The sequence below is a fragment of the Rathayibacter sp. SD072 genome (assembly GCF_017355185.1).
Lineage (GTDB): Bacteria > Actinomycetota > Actinomycetes > Actinomycetales > Microbacteriaceae > Rathayibacter.
This window is the reverse complement of the sequence record NZ_JADILJ010000016.1, coordinates 14,297-38,169: the sequence shown is the minus strand read 5'-3', so window position 1 is coordinate 38,169 and position 23,873 is coordinate 14,297. Positions and strand designations below refer to the sequence as shown.

Sequence of the window (23,873 nt, the reverse complement as noted above, 5' to 3'; positions counted from 1 at the left end):
ACGGCCGCCTCCCGCGCAACCCCGTCCGGCAATCCCGCGCGCCGTGTCTAGCCGCCCACCCCCGGGGTACCGGACGTGGGCAGACGCGCCCGCCGCCTCCGGCGAGCCTTGGAACGAGAGGTGACCGTGACCATCGACACCGCGACCCCCGCCGACTCCGCCACCGCGGACGACGCCCCCCGCAGCACCCCCACCACCGACACCGCGACCGCCGCCGTCGCCCGCGCCCGCGCCGCGTTCCCCGGCTGGGCCGCCACCCCGCCCGCCGAGCGCGGCGCCCTCCTGCGCGCCGCCGCCCACCGCGTCGCCGCGCGCGAAGAGGAGCTCGCCGCCCTCAACACCGACGAGACCGGCAAGCCCGCCGGCGACGCCCTGGGCGGCGTCCGCGCCGGAGTCGACACGCTCCTCCAGTACGCCGAGCTCGGCCCCCTGCACCGCGGCAAGTCGCTCCGCGGCGGCGCCCTCAACGTCGACCTCGCCCTCCCGCACCCGCGCGGAGTCGTCCTCGCGCTCACCCCGTGGAACGACCCCGTCGCCGTCGCCGCCGGCATGCTCGGCGCCGCGATCGTCTCGGGCGACGTCGTCGTGCACAAGCCCAGCGAGCGCAGCCCCGGCACCGGTGCCCTCTTCACGCGGATCCTCGCCGAGGCCCTCCCCGAGGGCGTCCTCACGCTCGTCGAGGGCGACGGCGCGGTCGGCGACGCCCTGGCCCGCACCGAGGGCGTCGCCGTCCTCGCCCACGTCGGATCCACGGCCACGGGCCGTGCGCTGGCCCGCGTCGCCGCCGTCACCGGCGCGCACGTGATCCTCGAGAACGGCGGCAACGACGCGCTCGTCGTCGACGCCGACGTCGACCCGGTCTGGGCTGCGGAGCAGGCCGCCCTCGGCGCCTTCGCCAACGCCGGCCAGATCTGCACGTCCGTCGAGCGGATCTACGTGCACCGGGCCGTCGCCGAGGCGTTCACCACCGCGCTCGTCGCCGAGGCCGAGCGCTGGAGCGCGGGCCCCCTCCCCCGCCTGGTCGACGCCCGCATGCGCGACGCCGTGCACGAGCACGTGACCGAGGCGCTCGAGTCCGGCGCCCGTGCCCTCACCGGCGGCGCGCCCGGCGACGGCACCTTCTACCCCGCCACGGTCCTCGCCGACTGCACCGACGAGATGCTCGTGATGACCGAGGAGACCTTCGGCCCGGTCGCTCCGATCGTCGTCGTCGACGACTTCGACGAGGCGCTCCTCCGCGCCGCCGCGAGCCCCTACGGCCTGGCCGCCACCGTGCTCACCGCCGACATGGAGCACGCGCACCGCGCCGCGGCGGCACTGCCGGTCGGCACCGTCAAGATCAACGCCGTCTTCGGAGGCGCCCCGGGCGGCAGCGCCCAGCCGCGCGGCACCAGCGGCTCCGGCTTCGGCTACGGCCCCGAGCTGCTGGACGAGATGACCACCACCACGGTCGTCCACTTCGGCCTCCCCGTCCTCCCCGGCGGCGCGCGATGAGCCTCGAGGGCTCCGCGCTCCAGCGGGCGAGCGCGCTGGTCGCGCACGTGCGCGAGCACCCGCCGATCGTCGCCGTCGTCGGCGACCTCATTCTCGACTCCTGGTGGCTGGGCGACGCCGAGCGAGTGACGCGCGAGGCCCCGGCCCCGGTCCTCCGCCTCGACGACGTGGTCGACGTCGCGGGCGGCGCCGCCAACACCGCGGCGAACCTGGCCGCGCTGGGCGCCGAGGTCCGCACGGTCGGAGTCGCGGGCCGCGATCCCGAGGGCGACCGCCTGATCGCGTCGCTCGAGCGCGCGGGCCTGGACACCGGGTCGATCCTCCGCACCGCCGCCGCCACCACGATCAAGACCCGCGTGGTCGGCGGCGACAGCGTCATGCTGCGCGTCGACTCCGGGCCGCACCGCCCGTCGGAGGACGAGATCGGGCAGCTCGCCGAGCTGGCCGTGCGAGCGGCCGAGGGCGCCGACGCCGTGCTCGTCTGCGACTACGGCTCCGGCATTCTCCGTACAGCCGTCGAGCGCGTGCTCGCCGGGCACCGCCCGGACCTGCTGGTGATCGACGCGCACGAGCTCGCCGACTGGGCCTTCGCCCGCCCCGACCTCGTCACGCCCAACGCCAAGGAGGCCGAGGCCCTCCTCGGCTCGACCCTCGGCCGCGGCGCGGCACGGGCGTCCGCCGTCCGCGACGCCGCCGACCAGCTCCGCGAGCGCTCCGGTGCCCGGCACGTCGTGGTCACCCTCGATCGCGAGGGCAGCCTCGCCCTCGACGAGGACGGCACGGTCAGCCGCACCTTCGCGCAGCCCGCGGAGGAGAAGCAGGCGTCCGGAGCCGGCGACACGTTCGCCGCCACCGCCACGCTCGCCCTGGCGGCGGGCCGCTCCCTCGCCACCGCCGTCGACCTCGCCCAGGCAGCGGCCGACGTCGTCGTCCAGCGCCCCGGCACCTCCGTCTGCTCCGCTGACGACCTCCTCGCCTCCCTCGCCGCCCCCGGCGCCGTGGTCCTCGGCGAGGACCGCCTCGTCGAGGTCCTCGCGGAGGAGTCGCGCCGCGGCCGCCGCATCGTCTTCACCAACGGCTGCTTCGACGTCCTGCACCGCGGGCACACCGCCTACCTCCGCCAGGCGCGCGAGCTCGGCGACGTGCTGGTGGTCGCCGTGAACGACGACGACTCCGTCCGCCGACTGAAGGGCGAGGGCCGGCCGATCAATCCCGAGGGCGATCGCGCCGGAGTCATCGCCGAGCTGGGCTGCGTCGACTACGTCACGCTCTTCAGCGGCGACACCCCCATCCCGCTGCTCGAGCGCGTGCAGCCGCACGTGTACGTGAAGGGCGGCGACTACAACCCCGACATGCTCCAGGAGGCGGTGGTCGTCCGCTCCTACGGCGGCACCGTCACCACCGTCGGCTACGTGTCCGAGCACTCCACCACCGAGATGGTGCAGCGCATCCGATCGGCGGCCCCGCGGTGACCAGCCGGCGCTGGTCGGGCCGATGGGGACGGCCTACCCTGCCCGAGGCCCCGCTGATCGACGTGCTCGTGCCGACCGTCGGGCGCCGCGCCGAGCTGGCCGCGACCCTCGCCGGTCTCGCCGCGCAGGACGATCCCCCGTTCCGCGTGATGATCAGCGATCAGTCCGACGACGCGGTCGCCGAGAACGATCCGACCGTCCTCGCGATGCTCCGCGTGCTCGAGGCGCAGGGCCGGGCGCCGTTCGTCAGCCGTCACCTCCCGCGCCGCGGTCTCGCCGAGCAGCGCCACTACCTGCTCTCCCTCTCGAACGCCCCGGCCGTCCTGTTCCTGGACGACGACGTGTGGCTCGAGCCGGGCACGCTGCTCCGCCTGCACGAGGCCCTCGAGCGCCTCGGCTGCGGCTTCGTCGGCTCCGCCGTGCAGGGTCTGTCGTACCTCGAGGACGAGCGCCCGCACGAGCAGGCGGCCTTCCAGCCGTGGGACGACGCAGTAGTGCCCGAGCGCGTGCGCCGCGGCACGCCCGAGTTCGACCGCTGGCCCCTGCACAACGCGGCGAACCTGACGCACCTCGCCGCCCGCCTCGACGTGGCCGAGGGCGACTGGCGCGCCTACCGCGTCGCGTGGCTCGGCGCCTGCGTCCTCTACCGCCGCGACGCCCTGGTGGCCAGCGGCGGCTTCGACTTCTGGGAGCAGCTGCCCCCGGAGCACAGCGGCGAGGACGTCGCCGCGCAGTGGCGCGTCATGGAGCGGTTCGGCGGCGCGGGGCTCATCCCCAGCGGCGCCGTCCACCTCGAGACACCCACGACGGTCACCGACCGGCGCGTCGACGCCTTCGACCGGCTCTTCGCCGAAGAGCACACCCCGTAACACCTGCACGGCGACGAAAGGACAGCACGATGGACGCACCCAACCCGATCCAGATCCAGAAGTACCTCTCCGGAATCGACTACCCCGCCTCGAAGGACACGATCGTCGAGACCGCAGAGAAGGAGAACGCTCCCAGCGACGTCCTCGACGCCCTGCGCGCCATCCCGGAGGGCGACTACGACGCGCCCACCGCGGTGAGCTCGGCCGTCTCGAACGTCTAACTACCACGCGAGAGGCCCCTCGCGCCCGCCGTCCGGCGGTGCGCGAGGGGCCTCTCCCCGTTCCTGAGGCGCTCAGACGGTCGCGTCCTCGCGCTCCCGCAGCACTCCCGACTCCAGGGCCTGGAACGACAGCACCTTGTAGCCCTCCGACTCGAAGAAGATCGTCGCCCGGTCCGACTCGACGCTCATGACCGTGCCGGTACCCCACTCGCGGTGCTCGACCGACTCGTCGACCGAGAGCGGAGCGTCGGCCGGCGCCGTCGAGGCCGCCTCCTGCTGCGCCTCGTGCCGCTCGCAGCCGTCGCAGTTGCCGCACCACTCCGGGCCCTCGACGCCGAAGTAGTCCAGCAGCACGCGGCGCCGGCACTGCTGCGTCTCGGCGTACGCGCGCATCATCGACAGCCGCGACTCCGCGATCCGCTCGCGGGAGGCCACGGCGTCGGCCACCGCCTGCACGGCGTCGTCGGCGCTGGCCTCGCGGGTGGGGCGGACGCCCTTCCCGGTCTCGATCAGATCGGCGTCGGCGAGATCGTTGACGAGTCGGGAGAGGGTCCGCGCCGGCTTCCCGAGCTCCTCCGCCAGCTCCGTGATCGTGCGGCCCGGCTCCGCGGTGACCGCGGCCCAGATCACGCGCAGCGCAGCCTTGTCGACCGAGCGCTTCGCGAAGAAGCGGCGCAGCCCCAGGTCCTCGGCGCGGTAGTGCAGCGCTCCGGTCGCGGGCTCGCCGTCGCGGCCGGCCCGTCCGATCTCCTGGTAATAGGCGTCGAGCGACTCCGTGGTCGTCGCGTGCAGCACGAAGCGCACGTCGGCCCGGTCGATCCCCATCCCGAACGCGGAGGTGGCGACCACGACGTCGAGCTCGCCCGCGCGCCAGCGCTCGTGCACCTCGCGTCGCTCCGACACCTTGAGCCCTGCGTGGTACGCCGCGACCGTGCGGCCCTCCGCGCCGATCTCGGCGGCGTACGTCTCGGTCTCCTTGCGCGTCGCGACGTAGACGAGTCCCGGAGCCGTCCAGCTCCGGGCCTCGTCGACCACGGCCGCGCGCTTCTCGTTCTCGCTCTCGTGGCGGTGCACGACCAAGCGGATCTCGGGCCGGTCCACGCCGTGGACCTGCACCTCGGGGTCCGTCATCCGCAGGCGCTCGATGATCTCGGCCCGCACGGGGCCGGACGCCGTCGCGGTCATCGCGAGCACCGGAGGGTCGCCCAGCTCGCCGCGCACGTCGGCGAGGCGGAGGTAGTCGGGCCGGAAGTCGTGACCCCAGCTCGAGACGCAGTGGGCTTCGTCGACGACCAGGAGCGAGACACCGGCCTTCGCGAGCCGCGCCACGTTCTCGGCCTTCGCGAGCTGCTCCGGCGCGAGGAGCACGTAGAGCGGACCGCCCTCGTCGATGCGCTCCCAGGCCCGGGCGACCGCCGCGGCGCCGAGGGAGGAGTTCACCGCGACGGCGGGAGGCGCCGCGGGTGCCGCCTCGATCGACGCGAGCTGATCGGCCTGCAGGGCGACCAGCGGAGAGACCACGAGGACGACTCCGCCGCGCTCGGCTCCCGCGATCTGGTAGACCGCCGACTTGCCGCCGCCGGTCGCCAGGACCAGCAGGGTGTCGCGTCCGGACGCCGCCGATTCGATGGCCTCGCGCTGCCCCGGCAGGAGCGACGTCCAGCCGAAGTCCTCTCGGGCGATGCGTGCGACGGGGTCGTTCCGAGACGTGTTCATGCCTTCGACGCTACGTCGAACACCCCTTCGACGGACTCCGCTTGACAGCTCGGGGGAGCTCGGTGAAGCGCTCCCACTCGTGCCGACCCGCGACGCGCCGGACGCTCCTGCGGCCCGTTTGTCAACGTCCTGCGGCGCCGTCCGCCCCGTGCTGGGCTGGAGCTCCACCGACGAGAGGAACAGCCATGGCGAACGAGGACCTCCCCGAGCAGACCACCGGAGCCGGCGCGACCGCGGGCGCCGACCCGACCGCCGTCGACGGCGCGCAGACCACCCTCCCCGGCGAGGACGCGACGGACGCCTCGATGGCGGGAGCCGCTCCGGGCGGCACCGCGATCGACCGCGGCACCTCCGATCAGGTCACCGACCTCGACAGCGGAGGCGATTCCGTCGCCGACGACGACGAGCTGCCCGACGAGACCACCGGCCCGACCACCGCCGACTGACCCGACCGGACACGCGGAAGGGCCTCCCACCCGCAGGTGGAAGGCCCTTCCCGTGCGTCGCGCTGTCAGTTCCGGACGATCACCGGATTGAACAGCGTCCCGATCCCCTCGATGTCGATCGCCACCGTGTCCCCGTTCGCGATCGGTCCGATCCCGGCAGGAGTGCCGGTGAGGATGATGTCCCCCGGCAGCAGGGTGAACACCCGCGACACGTACGCCACGATCTCGGGCACCCCGTGGATCATGTCCCCGGTGTTCCCGGACTGCACGCGGCGCCCGTTCACGCGCGTCTCCAGGGCCGCCTCGTTCCAGACGAACTCGGTCTCGATGACCGGCCCGATCGGGCAGAACGTGTCGTAGCCCTTCGCCCGCGTCCACTGGCCGTCGCTCTTCTGCAGATCGCGCGCCGTGACGTCGTTGGCGATCGTGTAGCCGAAGACGACGTCCTCGTAGTCCTCCGCGCGCACGTTGCGCGCGACGGCGCCGATCACGATCGCGAGCTCGCCCTCGTAGTCCACCTGCCGGCTGTCCGCGGGCAGGACGATCGCCTCGTCCGGTCCGATCACCGAGGTGTTGGGCTTGAGGAACATCAGCGGCTCGGCCGGGGCCTCCCCGCCCATCTCCGCCGCGTGGTCCGAGTAGTTCTTGCCGATGCCGACGACCTTCGAGCGCGGGATCACCGGGGCGAGGAGCTTCGCCTCCGAGATCGGGATGCGCTCCCCCGTCGTGTCGAACCCGGCGAACATCGGGTCCCCGGCGAGCACGACGAGGTCGTCCTCGTCGACGATCCCGAAGTGGATCGCTCCCCCGTTGTCCCCCGAGCGCTGCGTGGCGAATCGTGCGATCTTCATGCGTCCAACCTCGTCATCCATCCGTGCCGGTCCTCGCGGCGTCCGTACTGGATGCCGGTCAGCTCCTCCCGCAGCGACATCGTGAGCTCGCCGGCGGGCGCGTCCGCGTGCCCGACCGAGAAGCCCTCGCCCTTGAGCTCGGCGATCGGAGTGATGACCGCGGCGGTCCCGCACGCGAACACCTCCACCACATCGCCCGACGCCACTCCGTCGCGCCACTCGTCGATGCTCACGCGGCGCCGCTCGACGCGGTGGCCCCGGTCCTCGGCGAGCTGCAGCACGCTGTCGCGCGTGATGCCCTCGAGGATCGAGTCCGACTCCGGAGTGACGAGCGTGCCGTCCTTCTTGACCAGCACCACGTTCATGCCGCCGAGCTCCTCGATGTACTGCGACTCCTGCGAGTCGAGGAACAGCACCTGCGCGCAGCCGTGCTCGTACGCCTCCTGCTGCGGGAGGAGCGACGAGGCGTAGTTGCCGCCGGTCTTGGCGGCGCCGGTGCCGCCCTTGCCCGCGCGGGCGTAGGAGGTCGACAGCCAGATCGACACCGGAGCGACGCCGCCCGAGAAGTAGGCGCCGGCGGGGCTCGCGATCACGTAGTAGCCGACCTTCTCGGCCGCGCGCACCCCCAGGAACGCCTCCTTCGCGAACATGAAGGGCCGCAGGTACAGGCTCGTCTCGGGCTCCGAGGGCACCCAGTCGCCGTCGACCGCGATCAGCCGGCGGAGAGACTCGAGGAAGTGCTCGGTCGGCAGCTCGGGCAGGGCGAGGCGGCGGGCCGAGCGCTGCAGTCGCGCGGCATTGGCCTCAGGGCGGAACGTCCAGATGGAGCCGTCCGCGTGGCGGTAGGCCTTCATCCCCTCGAAGATCTCCTGCGCGTAGTGCAGGACCGCCGCGGCGGGGTCGAGCGCGATCGGCCCGTAGGGCTGCACGCGCGGCCGGTGCCAGCCGCCGGCGCGCGACCAGCAGATGTCGACCATGTGGTCGGTGAAGAAGACGCCGAAGCCGGGGTCGGCCAGGATCCGGTCGCGCTCCTCGGCCGAGCGCGGCTCGGGGTTCGGGGTCACCTGGAAGGCGAGGTCCTGCGGAGCGAGCGGGAGGGGGATGGTCATCAGGGGTTCTCTCTACGAAGGCGTCGGGGAGGAGGGGCCGCCGGGGCGCGGGTCAGCGCAGGCGCGCGACGACCGCGTCGCCGATCGCCGAGGTGGCGCGGGCGGAGCCGTCGCGGGACTCGATGTCGGCGGTCACCGCCGCCGTCACGCGAGCGGCCTCGTCGGTGCGGCCCAGGTGGTCCAGCAGCAGTGCCACCGACAGGATCGCGGCGGTCGGATCGGCGAGCTGCTTCCCGGCGATGTCGGGCGCGGATCCGTGGACCGGCTCGAACATGCTGGGGAACGCGCCGTCGGGGTTGATGTTGCCCGAGGCGGCGAGGCCGATGCCGCCGCTGATCGCGCCGGCCAGATCGGTCAGGATGTCGCCGAAGAGGTTGTCGGTGACGATGACGTCGAACCTAGCAGGGTCGGTCACGAGGAAGATCGTCGCCGCGTCCACATGGAGGTAGTCGACGGCCACGTCCTCGTAGGTGGCCCCCACCTCGTCCACGAGCCGCTTCCACAGCGATCCGGAGAAGACGAGCACGTTCGTCTTGTGCACGAAGGTGAGCGTCGAGCGGCGCTTCCGGGCCAGCTCGAAGGCGTGGCGCACGACGCGCTCGACGCCGTAGGCCGTGTTCACCGAGACCTCGTTCGCGATCTCGTGCGGGGTGCCCTGGCGGATCGCCCCGCCGTTGCCGACGTACGGGCCCTCGGTGCCCTCGCGGACGACCACGAAGTCGACGTCGCCCGGCGCGGACAGCGGCGAGGGCACGCCCGGGTACACGCGGGTCGGGCGCAGGTTGACGTAGTGGTCGAGCGCGAACCGCAGGCGCAGCAGCAGTCCGCGCTCGATGTTCGCGTTCTTGAGCCTCGGGTCCCCGGGCACGCCGCCGACGGCGCCCAGGAGGATCGCGTCGTGGGCCGCGATCGCCGCGAGGTCCTCGTCGGTGAGCACGTCGCCGGTCTCGAGGAAGCGGGCCGCCCCGAGCGAGAACGGGGTCTTCTCGATCACCAGGTCGGAGTCGGCGGTCACCGCGTCGAGGACCTTCACTGCCTCGGCGATCACCTCCGGTCCGATCCCGTCTCCGGGGATGACGGCGAGCTTCACGGTGCGGGGCATGGGGCATCCTCAGGCGTGCGGGGAGGGCAGAGACGACCCCAGCGTACTCTCGGGCACTCAGCTGCGGCGCAGGCGCCAGGCCGCGACGACGGCCGCGAGCAGCACGAGGCCCACTCCGATCCACGCCGACCAGCCCACTCCGGCGTCGAACGCCGCACCGGCCGAGGCCAGGAGGCTCGCCGCGGAGTCGGCGGGCAGCTCGCCCGCGACCGACACCGCACCGCCCAGGGTCTCCCCCGCGCGCTGCACCTGCCCGGCGTCGAGACCCTCGGGCAGCACCACGCCGCTGCGGTACGCCGCGGTCAGCACCGTTCCCAGCGTCGCGGTCCCGAGCACGGCGCCCAGCTCGTAGGCCGTCTCGGACACCGCCGAGGCGGCTCCGGCCTTGTCGGCGGGGGCGTTCGCGAGCACGAGCTCGTTCGAGACCGTCTCGGCCGCGCCGATGCCCAGCCCGAGGAACGCGAACGAGACCGCGACCGTCAGCGCCGTGGCCCCTCCCTCGACGGCGCTGCCGAGGGCCAGCAGCGCGTAGCCGACGGCCGACACCACGAGCCCGGCGGGCACGACGACGCGCGGAGAGATGCGGCGCGCGACGGGCACGACGCCCAGTCCCGCCACGATCATGACCGCGAGCCCCGGCACGAGCACGAGCCCCGCCTGCAGCGGCGAGAGGCCGACGACCAGCTGCAGGTGCTGCGAGACGAAGAAGAGCCCGCCGACGAGCGCGACGACGCTGAGGAGGTTGACGACGATCGCCGCGCTGAACGAGCCTCGGCGGAAGAGCGAGAGGTCGAGCATCGGCACCGCGCGGCGCTGCTGGCGCCGCACGAACAGCACGCCGCTCACCGCGCCGACGACCAGCGCGATCACGGCCACGGCGTCGATCCCGTGCTCGGCCGCCGACTTCACCGCGTAGACGATCGGGGCCATCGTGGCGAGCGAGAGGACGATGCTGACCACGTCGACCGGGCCCGGGTGCGGGTCGCGCGACTCCGGCACCAGGATCGGCGCGAGCACGACCAGCGGCAGCAGCACGGGCACCGCGAGCAGGAACACCGAGCCCCAGGGGAAGCTCTCGAGCAGGATCCCGCCCACGAGCGGCCCCACCGCCGAGCCCACCGCGAAGCCGGTGGCCCAGATCGCGATGGCGAGCCGGCGCTGATCGCGGTTCGGGAAGAGGCTGCGCAGGAGCGACAGCGTCGAGGGCATGAGCGTCGCGCCGAACAGTCCCAGCGCCGCCCGGGCTGCGATGAGCGCCCCGGCCGTCGGAGCGAAGGCCGCGGCGATCGAGACGGCCGCGAATCCGATCGCGCCGAGCACGAGCAGCCTCCGCCGGCCCACCCGGTCGCCCAGGCTTCCCATGGCGACCAGGAGGCCCGCGAGCACCAGCGGGTAGGCGTCGACGATCCACAGCAGCTCCGTGCCCGTCGGCCCCAGATCCTCGGCGATCAGCGGCAGCGCGAAGTTGAGGACGGTGTTGTCCACCGAGACCAGCAGCACCGGCAGCATCAGCACCGCGAGGGCGAGCCACGCGCGGCGGCCGACGCGGTCGGCGGCGGGCGCGGCGGAGGTGGGGGGAACGGTCACGGAGGCGGTGCGGGCGGACACGGTGGTGCTCTCTCTCGGAGTCGGGTCGCGCCGGGCGCGGAAGGGCTCGGCCGACGACTCCAGAAGTATACCGTCCAGCCGGTACAGTGACGCAAGGCCGACCGTAGGATGGGGCGCATGCCTCCCGCCTCCCCCGCCCGCGATCGCGTCCTCGATGCGTTCGAGGAGCTGCTGAACGAGCAGGGCGAGCGCGCAGCCACTCTCGACGGCGTCGCCCGCGCGGCCGGAGTCTCGAAGGGCGGGCTGCTCTACCACTTCCCCTCGAAGGACGCCCTCGTCGACGGCCTGCTCCAGCGCCTCGACGAGCGCCTGGCCGAGGACATCGAGCGCATCCGCGCGTCGGACGAGGGCGTCGTCCCGTACCTGATCCGCACGTCCTTCGCCGTCGACACCCCCTTCGACCGGACCATCCTCGCCGTCTCGCGCATCGCCCAGGGCAACGACGAGCGCGCGAGCGCCGGCCTCGCCCGCCTCCACGACAGCTGGACCGCCGTGGTCGCCGACGCGGTCGGCGATCCCCTGGTCGCCCGCGCGATCGTGCTGATGAGCGACGGGCTCTACTACAACTCCGCCCTGCTGCCCACGGGCAGGGAGCCGAGCGGCGACGTGGACGAGGTCCTCGCGATCATCGACCGCCTCCTCGCCGCACCCGGCGCCGAGCACTGACACCGGAACGACGGAGCCCGCTCCGCGAGGACTCGCGGGACGGGCTCGGAACGCGCTCGAGGAGCGGCGGGGTCACTGCTCCGTGATGTCGATCTCCTGCATGATGTCGGCGTCGATCGCGACGCGGACCTTCTCGAGCAGGCCCGCCGGTGCCGGCGAGTCGATGGTGATCACCGAGAGGGCCTTGCCGCCCGCCTCCGTGCGCGCGACCTGCATGCCCGCGATGTTGACCGAGGCCTCGCCGAACTCGCGGCCGTAGACCGCGACGATGCCGGGGCGGTCGATGTAGCTCATCACGACGTGGTGCTTCGCGATCGGCACCTCGACGTCGTAGCCGTTGATCGCGACGAGCTTCTCGACCTGCTTGGTGCCGGTCAGCGTGCCCGAGACCGAGATCTGCGAGCCGTCCGACAGGGCGCCGCTCAGCGTGATCAGGTTGCGGTACTCGTCCGAGACGGCGTCGGTGATCAGGCGCACCTCGATGCCGCGCTGCTCCGCGAGGACCGGGGCGTTCACGTACGAGACGGTCTCGGAGACGACGTTGGTGAACACGCCCTTGAGCGCCGCGAGCTTGAGCACCTTGACGTCGTAGCCGGCGAGCTCGCCGCGCACCTCGACGTCGATCGACGTGACGGGCGAGTGCGCGAGCCCGGCGAAGACCTGCCCGAGCTTCTCGACCAGCGGGATGCCGGGGCGGACGTACTCGTCGATGACGCCTCCGGCCACGTTGACGGCGTCCGGGACGAGCTCGCCCGAGAGCGCGAGGCGCACCGACTTGGCGACCGAGACGCCCGCCTTCTCCTGCGCCTCGTCGGTCGACGCTCCGAGGTGCGGAGTGACGACGACGTTCTCGAGCGCCAGCAGCGGCGAGCCGACCGGCGGCTCCTTGACGAACACGTCGAGACCGGCGCCGGCGATGGTGTCCGCGACGAGCGCGCGGTGCAGCGCGTCCTCGTCGATGAGCCCGCCGCGGGCGACGTTGACGATGTACGCGCTCGGCTTCATCAGCGCGAGCTGCTCGTCCGAGATCATGCCGGTCGTCTCGGGGGTCTTGGGCATGTGGATCGTGATGAAGTCGCTCTGCGCGAGGAGCTCCTCGAGCGACAGGAGCGTCACGCCGAGCTGCTGCGCGCGGGCGCTCGTCACGTAGGGGTCGTAGGCGACGACGTCGACGCCGAAGGCCTGCAGGCGCGCCGTGATGAGTGCGCCGATGCGACCGAGGCCGATGATGCCGACGGTCTTCTCGTAGAGCTCCGTGCCCGTGTACTTCGAGCGCTTCCACAGCCCCTGCGCGAGCGCGCTGTGCGCCGCCGGGATGTGGCGGGCGAGGCTCAGGATGTGGCCCACGGTCAGCTCGGCCGCCGAGATGATGTTGGAGGTCGGCGCGTTGACGACCATGACGCCGGCGGCGGTCGCGGCGGTGATGTCGACGTTGTCCAGACCCACGCCCGCGCGCGCGATCACCTTCAGCGAGGGCGCCGCGGCGATGGCCTCGGCGTCGACCTGCGTCGCCGAGCGGACGAGGATCGCGTCGGCGGTGCCGAGCGCCTCGAGGAGCGCGGGGCGGTCGGTGCCGTCCACGTTCCTGACCTCGAAGTCGGGACCGAGGGCGTCGACGGTGGCGGGCGAGAGTTCTTCGGCGATCAGGACGACCGGCTTTGTCACGAGTGCGCTTCCTTCGGGGAGGGGACGGTGCAGGCGCCGGACGCGGGGTCGTGGAGCCCCCGCCACTGTAGCGGAGGCCCGCCTCCCGGCCCCGCTGTGTGACGCCGGCTCAGCCGAGGGTGACGAGGCTCGCGAAGCCGAAGACCTGCTGCAGGTCCAGCGACAGCGCCGCCGAGACGCACAGCGCGGCGAGCAGGAGGCCCGCCCGGGCGGCGACCCCCCGGCGCCGACCCAGCATCAGGGCGAGGACGAAGCAGACGACGGGGAGGGCGAGCGAGAGCAGCAGCACCGTCCAGCCGGTGGCGTTCAGATCCGTGCCCAGGCCCGCCGCGTAGGCGCGGATGCCGACGAGGTTGCCGATCGCCTCCCACACGTCCCAGGCGAGGAGCGCGCCCACGACCACGGCGAGCAGGATCGTCAGGGCGAGGCCCTTCCCGTGCCCCGTCCGGCGGCCGCCGAGGGTCGCCTTCACGGCGGTGTCGTCGGTCATCCTCACGCCCCCTTCAGGAACGGCAGCGGAGCCAGCAGCACGAGCCCGGCGAGCAGCCAGAGCACGCGGGTGCGCACCCGGGAGTCGCGGGTGCCGAGCAGGACGACGGCGAACCAAGTGACGGGGGCGGCGACCGCGAGCCAGAGCCCGAGTCCGTAGAGCGCGCCGCCGAGCGGATCCCCGGCGAAGGTCGCCGTGATCGTCGCGTTCTGCCGCGTCGCGGTGATCATCCAGCCGATCGTGTACAGGAGGTAGAGCCCGGCGGTGACGCCGGTCGCCACCAGGAGGACCGAGGAGGCGGCGGCCGCCTCGGCTTCGGAGGGATCGTCGTCCTCGATCCCGTCGTCCTCGGTCTCGTCGTCCTCGAGGAGCTCCTCCGGGAGCTCGTCCTCGGTCTCGCCGTCGTGTGCCTGACGCGAGGCCGGCGCCGAGCGCACCGCCCGCGGAGGCCGTCGTCGCGTCGCGGTCTCCCCGGCCGCGAGCGTCGGGTCCTCGTCCTCGCCCGCCCAGCTGAGCGCGTCGTCGTCCCTGGCATCGATCACCCCGACACCCTAACCGCGCCCGCCTTCCAGGAGGCTCGGAGCCGCCGTCGCCCGGGCGTCACCTCGCGGACACCCCCGCGCCACCGCCCGGTCCCCCGTCCGCGCGATCCTCCTCCGATGGGGGAACGCACTGCGGCGGCCGGCGAGCGGCGCTTCGTCGCGATCGGCGACTCCTTCACCGAGGGCGTCGGCGATCCGCACCCGCGGCTGCCCAACGGAGTCAGAGGCTGGGCCGACAGAGTCGCCGACCGTCTCGCGAAGGCCGAGCCCGGCTGGGAGTACGCGAACCTCGCCATCCGCTCGAAGCGCCTCGCGCAGATCCGCGACGAGCAGCTGCAGCCCGCCCTCGCACTGCGGCCGACGCTCGTCTCCCTCTACGCGGGCGGGAACGACATCCTCGACCTCGGCACCGACATGCGCGTCCTGGTCCGCGAGTACGAGAACCTCGTCGACGCCCTGGCGACCACCGGAGCCTCGCTCGTCCTGTTCACCGGGTTCGACATCCCGGGGCTGCCCGCGCCGCGGATGTTCGTCCGCCGCAACCGGATCTACAACAGCGCCGTCCGCCGCATCGCCCGCGAGCGCGGCGCGATCCTCGTCGACTACTGGCGCATGCAGGCGTTCCGCGAGCCGATGATGTGGTCGTCCGACCGGATGCACCTCTCCAAGCGCGGCCACCGCTACCTGGCAGCTCGCGTGCTCGAGATCCTCGGCGTCCCGCACACGATCTCGGCGGGTCCGTGGGAGGCGCCCGAGCCGCTGACCCCCCGGGAGTGGCTGCGCGACCAGCACCGCTGGACCGCCGACTGGCTGCTCCCGCTCGTCGGACGCAAGATCCGCCGGGTCACTCTCGGCGACGGCCTGCAGCCGCGCTGGCCGGACCCGGTGCGCGTGCCGCCGAAGGGCGGTCTGCGCCGCCTCGCCCGCGACTCCGGCAGCTGAGTCTCCTCCCGGTCAGCCCAGCAGCGGCGGGACCGTCGCGAGCAGCAGTGCGAACGCGAGCATCACGATGGGCGCGGCACGGCCCGCTCCGGGGTTCGACGGTGCCGCTCTGCGCGCGCTGCCGGGCAGAGCACGGCGATCGATCGCCGGCACTCCCCCGCGCACCGACAGCGGCCCCTCCTCGAGGTCGCCCGGCCAGAGCTCCACCAGCATCCGGCGGCTGCGACCCAGCGCGGCGTCGGAGGCGCGCGCCACGGCCAGCGGCAGCGCGTTCGCCTGCGACGAGCCGATCCCGGCCGCCGCTCCTGCCGCGATCACGACGGCGGCGGGGACGAGCAGCACTTCGGCCCCCGACAGTGCGAACGCCGAGAGGGCGATCAGCACGCCCCCGAGGGCGAGGACGAGCCCGAGCAGCGAGAGCACCCCGAACAGCCCGGAGCGAATCCCGAGCCCGCGGCTCGCCGCCCTCGCGCGGGCGTCGGCGCGCTCGGCGGCGGAGGGAGCGAGGATCCGCGCGAGATCGGCCGGGGACCGCGCGTCCTCCGGCAGCCGCACGTCGTGCGGCAGGTCGGCCGTCTCCTCGAGGTCGCGGCGGTCGAAGTCCCCCGGCACCGGCCACGCGGCGCGGGTGAACCGCAGCGCCGCCCGTGCCGAGTGCCGGCGGAGCCCCACGGCGGTCACGACCAGCGTCGTCACCGCGATCAGGGCGAGCGCGAGCGCCGCGAGGGTGCGCAGCAGCGGTGGCGAGGACTCCAGGATCCCTCCCGTCAGCAGCGCGAGCGCGGCCGCGAGGCCCGCCCCCGCCAGCGCGCACAGCACGACTCCCGCCGACACCCCGAACGACAGCCCGTCCCGGAGGGCCGCGGCCGTCTCGTCCCACTGCCGCAGCCGCCGCGCCCGTCGCTCCATCCGCCCCACGCTACCTCCCGGACGCGAGGGAACCCCGACCCGTCGAGGGAGCCCGCAGGAGCGGGTTCCTTCGACGGTCCGGGGTTCCCTCGGTCCGTCCGACGTCAGTGCGTCAGCGCGCGACGCTGCCGTCGGTGTAGTCGGTGTCGGTCTGCTTCCAGGCGAACAGCTTGCGCAGCTCGCGGCCGGTCGCCTCGATCGGGTGCTGCTCGCCCTTGGCGCGCAGCTCCTGGAACTCGGGCGCTCCGGCGTCCTGGTCGGCGATGAAGCGCTTCGCGAACGCGCCGCTCTGGATGTCGCCGAGGACCGCCTGCATGTTCGCCTTGACGCTGGGGTCGATGACGCGGGGGCCCGAGACGTAGTCGCCGTACTCGGCGGTGTCCGAGACGGACCAGCGCTGCTTGGCGATGCCGCCCTCCCACATCAGGTCGACGATCAGCTTGAGCTCGTGGAGCACCTCGAAGTAGGCGATCTCGGGCTGGTAGCCGGCCTCGACGAGGGTCTCGAAGCCGTACTGGACGAGCTGCGACGTGCCGCCGCAGAGCACGGCCTGCTCGCCGAACAGGTCGGTCTCGGTCTCCTCGGTGAAGGTCGTCTTGATGACGCCCGCGCGGGTTCCTCCGATGGCCTTCGCGTAGGACTTCGCGGTCTCCCAGGCGGTGCCCGACGCGTCGTTCTCGACGGCGATGATGTCCGGGATGCCGCGGCCGGCGACGAACTCGCGGCGCACGGTGTGGCCGGGGGCCTTGGGCGCGATGAGGATCACGTCGACGCCCGCGGGCGCCTCGATGTAGCCGAAGCGGATGTTGAAGCCGTGCGCGAAGGCGAGCGTCTTGCCCTCGGTCAGCTTGTCGGCGATCTGCTCGCTGTAGATCGCGCGCTGGTGCTGGTCCGGCGCGAGGATCATGATCAGGTCGGCCCAGTCGGCGGCGTCGGCGACGCTCTTGACCTCGAAGCCGTCGTCCTCGGCCTTGGCGGTCGACTTCGACCCGTCCTTGAGCGCGATGACGACCTGGACGCCGGAGTCGCGGAGGTTCTGCGCGTGGGCGTGGCCCTGCGAGCCGTAGCCGACGATGGCGACCTTCTTGGCCTGGATGATCGAGAGATCGGCGTCGGTGTCGTAAATGAGCTCGGTCACGTGGTGTGTCCTTTTCTGTAGAGGAGTGGTCGCGGTCAGTTCTTGAAGACGCGCTCGGTGATCGACTTCGAGCCGCGCCCGATGGCGAGCAGGCCCGACTGCGCGATCTCCTTGATGCCGTAGGGCTCGATGACGCGGAGGAAGGCGTTGGTCTTGCCGGAGTCGCCCGTCACCTCGATGACGAGCGCGTCGGTCGCGACGTCCACCACGCGGGCACGGAAGAGGTTCACGGCCTCCAGCACCTGCGAGCGGGTGACGTTGTCGACGCGCACCTTCACGAGCAGGTGCTCGCGGTGCACCGACTGGTCGGGGTCGAGCTCGACGATCTTGATCACGTTGACGAGCTTGTTGAGCTGCTTCGTGACCTGCTCGAGCGGGAGGTCCTCGACGTCGACGGCGACCGTGATGCGCGAGAGTCCGTCGAGCTCGGTCGGGCCCACGGCGAGCGACTCGATGTTGAATCCGCGGCGGGCGAAGAGCCCGGCGACACGGGTGAGCAGTCCCGGCTTGTCCTCGACGAGCAGGGAGAGAACGTGGTGCGTCATGCGGTCTACTCCTCGTCGTCCCAGGTCGGGCTGTGGTCTCTGGCGTACTGGACATAGCTGTTCGAAACGCCCTGGGGCACCATCGGCCACACCATCGAGTCGCGGCTGACCACGAAGTCGATGACCACGGGGCGGTCGTTCGTCGCGATGGCGAGGCGGATCGCGTCGTCGATCTCCTCCGGCTTCGTGACCCGGATGCCGAGAGCGCCGTACGCGTCGGCCAGCTTCACGAAGTCGGGCACGCGCACGGTGTCGTGTCCCGTGTTGAGGTCGGTGTTGGAGTAGCGGCCCTCGTAGAAGAGGGTCTGCCACTGCCGCACCATGCCGAGCGAGGAGTTGTTGATCACCGCGACCTTGATCGGGATGTCGTTGATCGTGCAGGTGGCGAGCTCCTGATTGGTCATCTGGAAGCAGCCGTCGCCGTCGATCGCCCACACGACGCGGTCGGGCTCGCCGACCTTCGCGCCCATGGCGGCCGGGACGGAGTAGCCCATCGTGCCGGCGCCGCCCGAGTTCAGCCACGAGTTCGGGCGCTCGTACTTGATGAACTGCGCGGCCCACATCTGGTGCTGGCCGACTCCGGAGGCGAAGACGCCCTCGGGCCCGGTGAGCTCGCCGATCCGCTTGATCACGTACTGCGGCGAGAGCTGGCCGTCGGTCGGCTCCGTGTAGCCGAGCGGGAACTCCTCCTGGAGGCCCTTGAGGTAGGACCACCACTCGGAGGTGTCGGGCGCGCCGCCGTCGATCGCCTTCGCGAACGCGTCGGTGAGGTCGGGCAGCACGTCCTTGAGGTCGCCCACGATCGGCACGTCGGCGGTGCGGATCTTGGAGATCTCGGCGGGGTCGATGTCGACATGCACGACCTTGGCGTGCGGGGCGAAGAGCGCCGCCTTGCCGGTCACGCGGTCGTCGAAGCGCGAGCCGAGCGCGAGGATCAGGTCGGCCTCCTGCAGCGCCAGCACCGCGGGGACGGTGCCGTGCATGCCGGGCATGCCGAGGTGCTGCTCGTGCGAATCCGGGAAGGCTCCGCGGGCCATCAGCGTGGTGACCACCGGGGCGCCGGACGCCTCGGCGAACGCGAGGAGCTCGGCGGAGGCGCGGGCGCGGATGATGCCGCCGCCGACGTAGAGCACCGGCTTCTTCGACTCGGCGAGCAGCTGGGCCGCGGCCTGGATCTGCTTGCCGTGCGCCTTGGTGACGGGCCGGTAGCCGGGCAGGTCGATCTTCGGCGGCCAGAGGAACGGCGCCTCGTTCTGCTGCGCGTCCTTCGTGATGTCGACGAGCACGGGGCCGGGGCGCCCGGTCGTCGCGATGAGGGCGGCGGAGGCGAGCGCCTGCGGGATGTCCTCGGGGCGCGTGACCAGGATCGAGTGCTTCGTGATCGGCATGGTGATGCCGACGATGTCCGCTTCCTGGAAGGCGTCGGTGCCCATCAGCGTCGAGAAGACCTGGCCGGTGATGGCGAGCATCGGGACGGAGTCCATGTAGGCGTCCGCGATCGCCGTGACGAGGTTCGTCGCTCCGGGGCCGGACGTCGCGATGCAGACGCCGAGCTTGCCGGTCGCCGAGGCGTAGCCCTCGGCGGCGTGGCCGGCGCCCTGCTCGTGGCGGACCAGGATGTGGCGGATCTTCGACGAGTCCATCAGCGGGTCGTAGACCGGGAGGATCGCGCCTCCGGGCAGACCGAAGACGTCCTCGATGCCGAGCATCTCGAGCGAGCGGACGACCGCCTGCGCTCCGGTGAGGGTCTCGGCCTCGGGGGCCGGGGCCGCACCGGACGCGGCGGGACGGGGTGGCTGGGGCGTCGGTGCGGGATGCACGGCGGACGGGTCCGGGGTCATGCGGGTGTCGATTCCTTCGAGAGGGAGTGCGGCGGCGGGTTCCGGACCGCGAGGTCCGGAACCCGGGAGGCGCGAGTGCGCGGCCGGCCGGAGCGGGCCGGGGTCACCCGGTGGTGGCGCCCACGGCCGCCGAGCGCACGAGCTTGGCGTACTTGGCGAGGACACCGCGGGTGTAGCGCGGAGGAAGGGGGGCCCAGCCTTCTCGGCGGGCGGCGAGCTCGGAGTCGTCGACAAGTAGGTCGATCGAGCGAGCGGCGATGTCGACCCGAATCGGGTCCCCATCGCGGACGAATGCGATGGGACCTGCGTCCACCGATTCGGGTGCGATGTGTCCGATGCACAGGCCGGTTGTGCCGCCTGAGAATCGTCCGTCGGTCAAGAGTAGTACATCTTTTCCGAGGCCTGCGCCCTTGATGGCGGCGGTGATCGCGAGCATCTCGCGCATCCCCGGGCCGCCCTTGGGGCCCTCGTAGCGGATGACCACCACGTCGCCCTTCTCGATCTCGCCGTTCGTCAGCGCGTCCATCGCGGCGCGCTCGCGCTCGAACACGCGGGCGGGGCCCTCGAACACGGAGGCGTCGAAGCCGGCGGTCTTGACGACCGCGCCCTCGGGGGCGAGCGAGCCCTTGAGGATCGTGAGGCCGCCGGTCGCGTGGATCGGGTTGTCGAGCGTGCGGATGACCTCGCCGTCCAACGGGGCGATGTCCATGGCCGCGAGGTTCTCGGCGACGGTCTTCCCGGTGACGGTCAGGCAGTCGCCGTGCAGGAGGCCGGCGTCCAGCAGCGCCTTCATCACGGCGGGCACGCCGCCGTGGCGGTCGACGTCGTTCATGACGTACTTGCCGAACGGCTTGAGGTCGCCGATGTGCGGGATGGTGTCGCCGATGCGGTTGAAGTCGTCGATCGTGAGGTCGACCTCGGCCTCGTTGGCGATCGCGAGCAGGTGCAGGATGACGTTGGTCGAGCCGCCGAAGGCCATCGCGACGGCGATCGCGTTCTCGAACGCCTCCTTCGTCAGGATGTCGCGCGCGGTGGTGCCGTTGCGCAGCATCTCGACCACGGCCTCGCCCGACTTGCGGGCGAAGTAGTCGCGGCGGCGATCGGCCGCGGCGGGCGAGGCGGAGCCGGGCAGGCTCATGCCGAGCGCCTCGGCGACGCTGGCCATGGTGTTCGCGGTGTACATGCCGCCGCACGAGCCCTCGCCCGGGGCGAAGGCGCACTCGATGCGCTTGGCGTCCTCCTCGGACATGATGCCGGCCTTCACTCCGCCGACCGCCTCGAAGGAGTCGATGATCGTGATGTCCTTCTCGGTGCCGTCCGAGAGCTTGACCCAGCCCGGGGCGATGGAGCCCGCGTAGACGAAGACGGCGGCGAGGTCCAGGCGCGCGGCGGCCATGAGCATGCCGGGCAGCGACTTGTCGCAGCCGGCGAGCATGACGGTGCCGTCGAGGCGCTCGGCCATCATCACGGTCTCGACGGAGTCGGCGATGACCTCGCGCGAGACGAGCGAGAAGTGCATGCCCTCGTGGCCCATCGAGATGCCGTCGGACACCGAGATGGTGCCGAACTGCAGCGGATACCCGCCGCCCGAGTGGACGCCCTCCTTGGCGGAGCGCGCGAGGCGCTCGAGGGAGAGGTTGCAGGGGGTGATCTCGTTCCAGGAGGACGCGATCCCGATCTGGGGCTTCTCCCAATCGTCGTCGCCCATTCCGACGGCGCGGAGCATCCCGCGCGACGTCGTGGCCTCGATGCCGTCCGTGACGGTGCGCGAACGAGGCTTCCAATCGATTTCCGGCATGTGACGAGGCTACCGCCTCGAGACCCCTGCTCCGGCGCTCACCGGACCCGCGATCACCCGGGCGTCAGGCCGGTGCGCCGCGGAACTCAGCCAGCAGCGACAGCACGTGCGCGACCTGCTCGGGGCCCCGGACGCGGTATGCGGCCGAGGTGGTGCCCGGTCCGCTCTTCACCCCGACGTCGCCGGAGCGCATCACGGCGAAGGCGTCCTCGTCGGTCACGTCGTCGCCGGCGTAGAGCACCGCGGTCGCCCCGGTGTAGCGGCGGAGGTGCTCGACCGCCTCTCCCTTGGTCGTGGAGCGCACCGAGAACTCGAGCACGTTCTTGCCCTCGCGCACGTGCACGCCCGCGACCTCGGCGCGCGCCTCCGACAGGGCGACGACGTGGGCGACCCGGCTGTGCTTGTCGGTGGCGAGGCGGGTGTGCAGCGCGAACCCGGCCGGCTTGTCCTCGATCCACACGTTGTCGATCCCGCGGGCGATGCCCTTGAGCACGCCCTCGAGGCGGTCGACCTTGGCGAGCTCGACGGGGTCCAGGCGCACGGCGTCCTCGTCGGGGTCGAGGCGGATCTCGACGCCGTGCGAGCCGACCAGCAGCGCCTCGTCGGGCAGCTGGGACACCTCCTCCAGGCTCTCGAGCGCGCGGCCGGACACGAGGGCGACGCGGGTACCGGGCAGGGCCAGCAGGCGCAGGACCGCCTCGCGGGCCTCGGGCAGGGCACGGGCGCGGGCCGGGTCGTCGACCTCGGGCGCGAGCGTGCCATCGAAGTCGAGGGCGACCAGCAGCCGTCCCGTCGCCGCCAGCTCGCGCAGGGCAAGGACGAGGCGGTCGGGGACTCCGGGCAGGTGCGGGTCGACGGGCGACGGGGTCACGGTGCTCATCGCGCCTCCGCCTCCTTGCCGCGCTCGGAGTCCTCGCGGTGCTCGGCCTCCTGGCCGACGGGCGCCTCCTGGCCGCGCGCCGCGGGGTGCACGTCGAGCTGCTGGCCCTTCGCGTGCTCGGCGAGCGCCGCGAGGAAGCTCTCGGACCAGCGGGAGACGTCGTTCTCGAGCACGCGGCGCCGCAGTGCGCGCATCCGCCGCGTCTTCTCGGAGCGCGGCATGCGGGCCGCCGCCTCCATCGCGTCCTTCAGCCCCGAGATGTCGTGGGGATTGATCTGCACGGCCTGCTTGAGCTCGTCGGCGGCGCCGGTGAACTCGCTCAGCACCAGCACTCCGTCGTTGTCGAAGCGCGAGGCCACGTACTCCTTCGCGACCAGGTTCATCCCGTCGCGCAGCGCCGTGACGAGCATCACGTCGGCGGCGAGGTAGAGCGCCACCATCTCCTCGCGGGGGTAGCCGTGGTGCAGGTAGCTGATCGCCGGGTGCCCGATCTTGCCGTAGTCGCCGTTGATGCGGCCGACCTGCAGCTCGATGTCGTCGCGCAGCTGACGGTAGGTGTCGACGCGCTCGCGGCTCGGGCTCGCGACCTGCACGAGCACGGCGTCCTCGGTGCTCAGCCGACCGTCGGCCAGGAGCTCGCCGAAGGCCTTCAGGCGGTGGCCGATGCCCTTGGTGTAGTCGAGGCGGTCGACGCCGAGCATGATGATCTCGGGGTTGCCGAGCTCGTCGCGGATCTCGCGGGCGCGGGCCTGGATCTCCGGGGTGCGGGCCATCGCCTCGAAGAAGGCGGAGTCGATCGAGATCGGGAAGTGGCGGGCGACGACGGGGCGGACGCTCGCCCCGCGGCGCGAGCGGTTGACGCGGCGCGTCCCCTCGACCGCCTCCTCCTCGACCGGCACCTCGACGACGGTGCTGCGGGTGTCGTAGCCGAGCAGCCGGCGGACCGCGCGGAGGAAGCTGCCCGCATCGCCCTGGCGCTGGAAGCCGATCACGTCGGCGCCCAGCAGGCCCTCGACGATCTGCTTGCGCCAGGGCAGCTGGGCGAAGATCCCGTAGGGCGGGAACGGGATGTGGTTGAAGAAGCCGATGGTGACGTCGGGGCGGAGCTCGCGGAGCATCTTGGGCACGAGCTGCAGCTGGTAGTCCTGCACCCAGACCACGCCGTCCTGCTCGGTCACCACGGCGGCGGCCTCGGCGAAGCGCCGGTTGACCCGCACGTAGGCGTCCCACCAGTCGCGGTGGTACGTGGGCGGCGCGATGACGTCGTGGTAGAGCGGCCAGAGCGTGTCGTTCGAGAAGCCCTCGTAGTAGTCCTCGAGCTCCTGCGCGCTCAGCGCGACGGGGACGATCAGCACGCCGTCGTTCTCGAACGGGGCGACGACCTCGTCGGCGACGCCGGGCCAGCCGACCCAGGCGCCCTCGTTCGCGCGCATGACCGGCTCGAGCGCCGTGACGAGTCCGCCGGGGGACGTCTTCCAGGACGCGGTGCCGTCCTCGGCCGTCACGCGGTCGACGGGGAGCCGGTTGGACACCACCACGAACGCGTTGCGCGGTGCCGGAGCACCGTCC

The 23,873-nt window shown here is 72.5% G+C and carries 22 protein-coding genes; 7 read left to right on the top strand and 15 right to left on the bottom strand.

Features of this window, described 5'->3' with window-relative positions:
• Positions 1-126: 126 nt before the first annotated feature.
• Genes IOC53_RS08515 through IOC53_RS08500 form a run of 4 tightly spaced genes read left to right on the top strand, consistent with a single transcriptional unit; the run spans position 127 to position 4,056 of the window.
• The gene (locus IOC53_RS08515; protein WP_307786119.1) at positions 127-1,494 is read left to right on the top strand and encodes an aldehyde dehydrogenase family protein; all 1,368 of its coding nucleotides are present in this window, start codon (positions 127-129) and stop codon (positions 1,492-1,494) included.
• The gene (gene rfaE2, locus IOC53_RS08510) at positions 1,491-2,966 is read left to right on the top strand and encodes a D-glycero-beta-D-manno-heptose 1-phosphate adenylyltransferase (RefSeq protein ID WP_207404703.1); all 1,476 of its coding nucleotides are present in this window, start codon (positions 1,491-1,493) and stop codon (positions 2,964-2,966) included. Before IOC53_RS08515 ends, rfaE2 begins: the two co-directional genes overlap by 4 nt.
• On the top strand, positions 2,963-3,835 hold the full coding sequence (locus tag IOC53_RS08505; RefSeq protein ID WP_307786118.1) for a glycosyltransferase family 2 protein: 873 nt from the start codon (positions 2,963-2,965) through the stop codon (positions 3,833-3,835). The genes rfaE2 and IOC53_RS08505 overlap by 4 nt, the downstream gene beginning before the upstream one ends.
• A gap of 29 nt (positions 3,836-3,864) precedes the next feature.
• Positions 3,865-4,056: a DUF2795 domain-containing protein gene (locus tag IOC53_RS08500; RefSeq protein WP_055793540.1), complete on the top strand. Its 192-nt coding sequence runs from the start codon at positions 3,865-3,867 to the stop codon at positions 4,054-4,056.
• A 72-nt stretch (positions 4,057-4,128) separates the two neighbouring features.
• On the opposite strand, the gene IOC53_RS08495 is transcribed toward IOC53_RS08500, so the two are convergent.
• Positions 4,129-5,772, bottom strand: a complete 1,644-nt coding sequence (locus IOC53_RS08495) for a RecQ family ATP-dependent DNA helicase (RefSeq protein ID WP_207404701.1) — start codon at positions 5,770-5,772, stop codon at positions 4,129-4,131.
• A 185-nt stretch (positions 5,773-5,957) separates the two neighbouring features.
• Here IOC53_RS08495 and IOC53_RS08490 point away from each other — a divergent pair, with 185 nt between their 5' ends.
• A complete protein-coding gene (locus IOC53_RS08490) occupies positions 5,958-6,218 on the top strand; it encodes a hypothetical protein (protein ID WP_207404699.1) in 261 nt (86 codons plus the stop codon).
• 65 nt (positions 6,219-6,283) lie between these two features.
• On the opposite strand, the gene IOC53_RS08485 is transcribed toward IOC53_RS08490, so the two are convergent.
• Genes IOC53_RS08485 through IOC53_RS08470 form a run of 4 tightly spaced genes read right to left on the bottom strand, consistent with a single transcriptional unit; the run spans position 6,284 to position 10,888 of the window.
• Positions 6,284-7,069 (bottom strand): fumarylacetoacetate hydrolase family protein, encoded by a 786-nt coding sequence (locus tag IOC53_RS08485; protein WP_207404697.1) that lies wholly within the window; start codon positions 7,067-7,069, stop codon positions 6,284-6,286.
• Complete coding sequence (locus tag IOC53_RS08480) at positions 7,066-8,178, bottom strand: branched-chain amino acid aminotransferase (RefSeq protein WP_207404695.1); 1,113 nt, start codon at positions 8,176-8,178, stop codon at positions 7,066-7,068. The genes IOC53_RS08485 and IOC53_RS08480 overlap by 4 nt, the downstream gene beginning before the upstream one ends.
• Positions 8,179-8,230: 52 nt before the next feature.
• Positions 8,231-9,280 (bottom strand): 3-isopropylmalate dehydrogenase, encoded by a 1,050-nt coding sequence (locus tag IOC53_RS08475; protein WP_207404693.1) that lies wholly within the window; start codon positions 9,278-9,280, stop codon positions 8,231-8,233.
• Between the two features lie 57 nt (positions 9,281-9,337).
• Complete coding sequence (locus tag IOC53_RS08470; RefSeq protein ID WP_307786117.1) at positions 9,338-10,888, bottom strand: MFS transporter; 1,551 nt, start codon at positions 10,886-10,888, stop codon at positions 9,338-9,340.
• A gap of 117 nt (positions 10,889-11,005) precedes the next feature.
• Here IOC53_RS08470 and IOC53_RS08465 point away from each other — a divergent pair, with 117 nt between their 5' ends.
• Positions 11,006-11,554, top strand: coding sequence for a TetR/AcrR family transcriptional regulator (locus IOC53_RS08465; protein ID WP_207404691.1), 549 nt, complete (start codon positions 11,006-11,008; stop codon positions 11,552-11,554).
• 72 nt (positions 11,555-11,626) lie between these two features.
• Here the strand turns inward: IOC53_RS08465 and serA are convergent, their stop codons facing one another.
• The 3 genes from serA to IOC53_RS08450 all read right to left on the bottom strand — a co-directional run bounded on the left by serA (position 11,627) and on the right by IOC53_RS08450 (position 14,251).
• Complete coding sequence (gene serA, locus IOC53_RS08460; RefSeq protein WP_207404689.1) at positions 11,627-13,219, bottom strand: phosphoglycerate dehydrogenase; 1,593 nt, start codon at positions 13,217-13,219, stop codon at positions 11,627-11,629.
• A gap of 109 nt (positions 13,220-13,328) precedes the next feature.
• Entirely contained in the window at positions 13,329-13,709 is a 381-nt protein-coding gene (locus IOC53_RS08455) for a hypothetical protein (protein ID WP_207404687.1), read from the bottom strand.
• 2 nt (positions 13,710-13,711) lie between these two features.
• A complete protein-coding gene (locus tag IOC53_RS08450) occupies positions 13,712-14,251 on the bottom strand; it encodes a DNA polymerase III subunit gamma/tau (protein WP_207404685.1) in 540 nt (179 codons plus the stop codon).
• A 117-nt stretch (positions 14,252-14,368) separates the two neighbouring features.
• Here IOC53_RS08450 and IOC53_RS08445 point away from each other — a divergent pair, with 117 nt between their 5' ends.
• Positions 14,369-15,193: an SGNH/GDSL hydrolase family protein gene (locus tag IOC53_RS08445; RefSeq protein ID WP_207404683.1), complete on the top strand. Its 825-nt coding sequence runs from the start codon at positions 14,369-14,371 to the stop codon at positions 15,191-15,193.
• 12 nt (positions 15,194-15,205) lie between these two features.
• Here the strand turns inward: IOC53_RS08445 and IOC53_RS08440 are convergent, their stop codons facing one another.
• The 7 genes from IOC53_RS08440 to IOC53_RS08410 form a co-directional block, all read right to left on the bottom strand.
• Positions 15,206-16,102 (bottom strand): hypothetical protein, encoded by an 897-nt coding sequence (locus IOC53_RS08440; protein WP_207404681.1) that lies wholly within the window; start codon positions 16,100-16,102, stop codon positions 15,206-15,208.
• A gap of 112 nt (positions 16,103-16,214) precedes the next feature.
• Positions 16,215-17,240, bottom strand: a complete 1,026-nt coding sequence (ilvC, locus tag IOC53_RS08435) for a ketol-acid reductoisomerase (RefSeq protein WP_207404679.1) — start codon at positions 17,238-17,240, stop codon at positions 16,215-16,217.
• 35 nt (positions 17,241-17,275) lie between these two features.
• On the bottom strand, positions 17,276-17,785 hold the full coding sequence (gene ilvN / locus IOC53_RS08430) for an acetolactate synthase small subunit (RefSeq protein ID WP_055793566.1): 510 nt from the start codon (positions 17,783-17,785) through the stop codon (positions 17,276-17,278).
• A 5-nt stretch (positions 17,786-17,790) separates the two neighbouring features.
• Positions 17,791-19,626: an acetolactate synthase large subunit gene (locus tag IOC53_RS08425; RefSeq protein WP_207404677.1), complete on the bottom strand. Its 1,836-nt coding sequence runs from the start codon at positions 19,624-19,626 to the stop codon at positions 17,791-17,793.
• A gap of 103 nt (positions 19,627-19,729) precedes the next feature.
• Positions 19,730-21,424 (bottom strand): dihydroxy-acid dehydratase, encoded by a 1,695-nt coding sequence (gene ilvD, locus IOC53_RS08420; protein WP_207404676.1) that lies wholly within the window; start codon positions 21,422-21,424, stop codon positions 19,730-19,732.
• 64 nt (positions 21,425-21,488) lie between these two features.
• Entirely contained in the window at positions 21,489-22,304 is an 816-nt protein-coding gene (gene otsB / locus IOC53_RS08415; protein ID WP_207404674.1) for a trehalose-phosphatase, read from the bottom strand.
• A complete protein-coding gene (locus IOC53_RS08410) occupies positions 22,301-23,842 on the bottom strand; it encodes a trehalose-6-phosphate synthase (protein ID WP_307786116.1) in 1,542 nt (513 codons plus the stop codon). Before IOC53_RS08410 ends, otsB begins: the two co-directional genes overlap by 4 nt.
• Positions 23,843-23,873 lie beyond the last annotated feature (31 nt).